Source organism: Armatimonas sp., from assembly GCF_043760365.1.
Lineage (GTDB): Bacteria > Armatimonadota > Armatimonadia > Armatimonadales > Armatimonadaceae > Armatimonas.
In genome coordinates this window covers 1-4,345 of record NZ_JAYUPA010000576.1, presented here as the reverse complement: position 1 = coordinate 4,345, position 4,345 = coordinate 1, and the positions used below count along the sequence as shown (strand labels likewise).

General features: G+C 60.3%; 4 protein-coding genes and 1 pseudogene. 4 read left to right on the top strand and 1 reads right to left on the bottom strand.

Annotated elements, in window-relative coordinates:
• Positions 1 to 204 (top strand): hypothetical protein (locus ACH2EH_RS13145; protein ID WP_395142364.1); only part of this gene is annotated, 204 nt, incomplete at its 5' end.
• A gap of 18 nt (positions 205 to 222) precedes the next feature.
• On the opposite strand, the gene ACH2EH_RS13140 is transcribed toward ACH2EH_RS13145, so the two are convergent.
• Positions 223 to 1,542: an FAD-dependent thymidylate synthase gene (locus ACH2EH_RS13140; RefSeq protein ID WP_395142362.1), complete on the bottom strand. Its 1,320-nt coding sequence runs from the start codon at positions 1,540 to 1,542 to the stop codon at positions 223 to 225.
• Positions 1,543 to 1,798: 256 nt separating this feature from the next.
• Between ACH2EH_RS13140 and ACH2EH_RS13135 the strand changes: the two genes are divergently transcribed.
• The 3 genes and pseudogenes from ACH2EH_RS13135 to ACH2EH_RS13125 all read left to right on the top strand — a co-directional run.
• Positions 1,799 to 2,668 (top strand): SMP-30/gluconolactonase/LRE family protein, encoded by an 870-nt coding sequence (locus ACH2EH_RS13135; protein WP_395142360.1) that lies wholly within the window; start codon positions 1,799 to 1,801, stop codon positions 2,666 to 2,668.
• Positions 2,655 to 3,770, top strand: coding sequence for a serine hydrolase domain-containing protein (locus tag ACH2EH_RS13130; RefSeq protein WP_395142358.1), 1,116 nt, complete (start codon positions 2,655 to 2,657; stop codon positions 3,768 to 3,770). The genes ACH2EH_RS13135 and ACH2EH_RS13130 overlap by 14 nt, the downstream gene beginning before the upstream one ends.
• Positions 3,771 to 3,805: 35 nt before the next feature.
• Positions 3,806 to 4,345: pseudogene (locus tag ACH2EH_RS13125) on the top strand (ornithine cyclodeaminase family protein); the annotation flags it as partial.

Genomic DNA, 4,345 nt, shown 5'->3' with positions numbered 1-4,345 from the left:
GAGGCGCTGGCGCAGCTTGACAAAGTGCGTGAGCTAGCTCAAGAAAAAACGGAGAATGATGCCCGCTGGTGGTTCCAGCGCGCCGAAGTTCTTACAGGGCTGGAGCGCCACCAGGAAGCAGAAGCGGCTCGGGAGCGGGCAAAAGCGGCTCCTGAGGGGCATGTCAATATTCACCACTCAGATGGCAGGATCGAGCGTAAGTAACGCTCCAAAATCCCCAGACTACTCGGGCTCGGCGCTGCCTTCCAGCACGAGCCCGCGTGTCTGGGGGAACTTCTCGTACCAGAGGGCGAGCACATCGCGCAGGTGCTTGGCATAACGATAGTGCGCGCCGGTTCCGGTGCGAAGCTCGGCTTCGTAGAGAAACTTATCGGCGGTGGTGGTGTGCTCAAACGGAAACTGCGTCCCCAGCAGCGTTTCGTAGAGATAGGCCGGGTCGCCGCTGAGAAGCTTCTCGCTCGCGAGTTTTCCCGCTCTCTCGCCCACGGGCTGCCACTGCGCTGTGTTTGGGCTCTCGTCTTGGGCGGCATAAAACCCGACGGGAGTGAGCGGGCAGTACTTGGTTCCGGTTCGGTGGCGGTTCAGGTCGCGGATCTCGGCAAACGCGATCCCGTCCCAGGCAAAACGCACCGCCGTGCGCCGCAGCCCCTCGCCCAGATAGGCGTAGCGGTTGTCGTGTCGCGCCAAATCGGCCACAAAATCCAGCGGACCGGACGGCAGTAGTACCTCCAGGCTCGCTGCGCCCGTCCCGAGACTCCCGGAGAGTTTCTGCGCGTTTGCCCGCTCCGCCGCGTGGCCCGCCGCCATGCTCTCTAGTTTCTTTGCGTGCTTGATGAGCCGTGGCGCACAGAGGCCCAGCTCCTCGCGGATCAGCTCACCACAGCGCACTGCCTCGGGCAGCGGGTGCGAGAGCAGATGCTGACAGACGCCCACCCAGGCCCGCGCCGACTGCACCAGCATGACGTTGGTGCGCACCGCGACGGGCAAAAAATACCGCGCCCGGTCAAAGGCGAAGTTGCGGCGCATCCGCCCCGCCGCTTTCTCATTCACTCCCGCTGGGATTCTTACGCGCTCAGGTTCGTCAAGCGCCACTTGCTCCCAAAACGCCAGCGCCTCTCGGTAGGCCAAAAACGCCGCGCCCATGCGCCCACGCCACGCGTCGCCGTCCTCGATTCCCAGCTCCTCGGGCGCAAGAAGCCCCTCTTCGTCGAGCTTGATGTAGCGCGTGCTGCTCTCCTGCCCGCCTGCGGTCGGGCTGATACGGAACAGCTCGTAGGCCAGCCACATCGAGATATCATCCACAAACAGTGCAATGGGTAGCATGTCCCCTATGCTTGCGTGACCGTAGTCAATCATCTTGAAGATGCCGTCCACGGACTTATCCAGATTGTTCGGGTCAATCCGCGAGAGAATCGCCTCCAGCCCTTCGTTGGAGCGGGAGTAGCGTGCCCCGGTGGCAGCGAGTAGCTCGGGGGTGAGCGCCGGACGACCGGCTGAGTTGGAGGCTTCGGTTGGCCGCAGAGCGACCTGGGTAACACGCATGACGGAGAATTATACCCGAACGCCCCGCGCATGCCGCCCAATAAAATTGGGCGTCTGCAATGGCTTCGTTCCTCAGCCGCAAAGCCCGTGCCGGGCTACCGAAATAGCTTCCCCAGCCCGGCACGGGCTTCGCGGCGGAACGCCACTGCAGACGCCGGTTTCAACCGGCGTGCAAGTAGTCGGTGCTTTGTTCTTGCTGACGTTGCATGACACATGATACACGAAGGGGGACAAAAAACGATAGAATGCGGCTATTATGGAATTCGTGTTAGAGCCTCTGGCGGACTATGCCTGTCACACCGGTGAAGGCCCTCTCTACCATCCCACGGAAAACGCCGTCTACTGGACGGACATCCCTAATGGTCGTCTCTTTCGCTACAAGCTGGAGACGGGCGAGCACGAAGCGTTTGAGATCGGTCGCCCGGTGGGCGGCTTTACTCTCCAGGAAGACGGCGATCTATTGCTGTTTATGGACCAAGGCGCGATTGCGCTCTGGAGCCCCGGCGCGGAGCTCGACTACGTGATAGAGGAGATCTCCGAGGAGCTGGATTCACGCTTCAACGACGTGATCGCCGACACCCAGGGCCGTGTCTACTGTGGCACGATGCCGACGGCAAGACGCGCCGGGCGACTGTATAGGCTCAACCTGGAGGGAACGATCACGAAGCTGTTGGAGGGAATTGGGTGCTCCAATGGTATGGGCTTTACCCCAGATCGTAAGTTCCTCTACTACACGGACTCGACGGCACGTAAGATCTACCGATTTACCTATGTCGCGGCAACGGGCGAGCTCAAGCGCCAGCGGGCTTTTGTGGTAACCGAGGAGGGCGGCGGCGTTCCTGATGGCATGACGGTAGACAGTCAGGGAAACCTCTGGAGTACGCGCTGGGATGGGAGCTGCCTCGTGGGCTACACGCCGCAAGGACGCGAGTTCGCCCGTATCCCCTTCCCGGTGAAGAAAGTTTCCAGTGTCACTTTTGGTGGCCCGAACTACGACCAAATGTTTATCACCACGGCAGGCGGTCACCAGAAAGAGACAGACGGTGCGCTGGCGGGGGCGCTCTTTCGGCTGACAATCGCCGGTGTCATGGGTGTCCCAGAGTACGTATCCCGTGTTGGCCTCTGAGCTGCCCGCTCGGCTCCCAACCCGTGCGGAGCTGGTGCGCCGCCCACTGCCTACCTCGGTGCTAGGCGGTGTTCCCGTGACGGGCTTCCCCGAGAGCCTACCCGAGATCGACGGGCGGCTTGTGCAGGCGCTACAAGACGCTGAGCTTCCTGGCATGGCTCTGGCGATCGCGCAGGGTGGACGGCTGGTCGTGATGCGCGGCTACGGCACCCTGACGGTAGGGAGTCCGGTAGCAATTGAGCCGACCTTGCCCGCAATGCTGTGCAGCCTCTGCAAGCCTCTCACAGCGCAGGCGTTTCTGGTTCTCGCCCAGGAAAACAAACTCACCCTTGAGGATCGAGCCGACCGGTGGATAACCACGGACCCACGGATCACCCTGCGGCAGCTTCTCACCCACCGCAGCGGTTTGGCGGCAAAGTTCCTCGACACCAGCCACGCCGCGACGGAGGTAGAGCGTGTCAAAAGAGCACTCGCAGAGCCGCTGGTATTCACGCCTGGTGAGCGTTTTCTCTACTCTAATGTGGGCTACCAGGTACTGGGCCGGATCCTCGCCAATATTACTGGCCAGCGCCCGGATCAGTTTATCCAGAAACGCCTTCTTGACCCCTTGGGTATTCGTAGCTACTTTGTCGCGACCTACCTCACGCCCGCCGACCAGGTGCGCGACGATAGTGGCACAGCCTATGTCCTGACTCCCCACCGCTACGACAAACAAACCCGGGGTCATACGCCCGTCCGTGATCGAGTCAGCAGCCTTGCCAAGGAAGCCTTGGGGAGCTCAGATACCTGTGGTGCGGGCTGTATGAGCGCTTTAGATTTCCTCCACTTTCTCTGCTCCATCACCCCGGCGCAGCGCCAGATGATCCGTAAACATGCCTCAGAGACAGACGGCTACGGGCTCGGCTGGATGCTAAAAGACGGTGGCCTAGCGCACACGGGAATCGGGTCAGGGGAGACGCACTACGCCCTAACCCGGGAGAGTGGCGTGAGCTACGTGTGCTTTCTTCCCTCCAGCAACGACGAAGCGTGCGAGAGGATTCTCGCGCTGGTACAGAGCCTCGTGCTACGCCTCAAGCGATCCCCCGAGCTTCCCTGGCAATAGACCACAATACCAGGATCATCCTGTATACTTCGTGAATGCCTCTCTTTTTATCGGAAAGCGATGTCACCTCCGTGCTTACGATGCCGGATGCCATTGCGGCTCTTGAAACTGCCTTTGCTGCTCAGGCACAAGCGGATGCGATTAACTTACCACGCCAGCGATTCTATCTTCCTGGTGGGGAGCTCCATAGCATGGCCGCTGCAATCCCTTCGCTTGGTGTTCTGGGAACAAAGACCTACACCTCCTTTGCCGACGGCATACAGTTCTATATACAGCTCTATTCTGTAGAAACAGGTGAGCTATTGGCATTTATTGAAGGTAATCGCCTTGGTCAAGTACGTACGGGAGCGGCAACCGGTTTGGCTATCAAGCACATGGCTATCCTAGAGACTCCGACAGCAGCACTTTTCGGAACGGGTTTCCAGGCAGAGACGCAGGCTGAAGCACTGGTGACAACTCTGCCTAATCTCCGCGAAGTTCAGGTCTACAGTCGCAATGTCCTTGGGCGTCAGCACTTCTGTCAGCGTATGACCGCGCACCTAAATATCCGCTTCACTCCCACGGAAAGTCCTGAG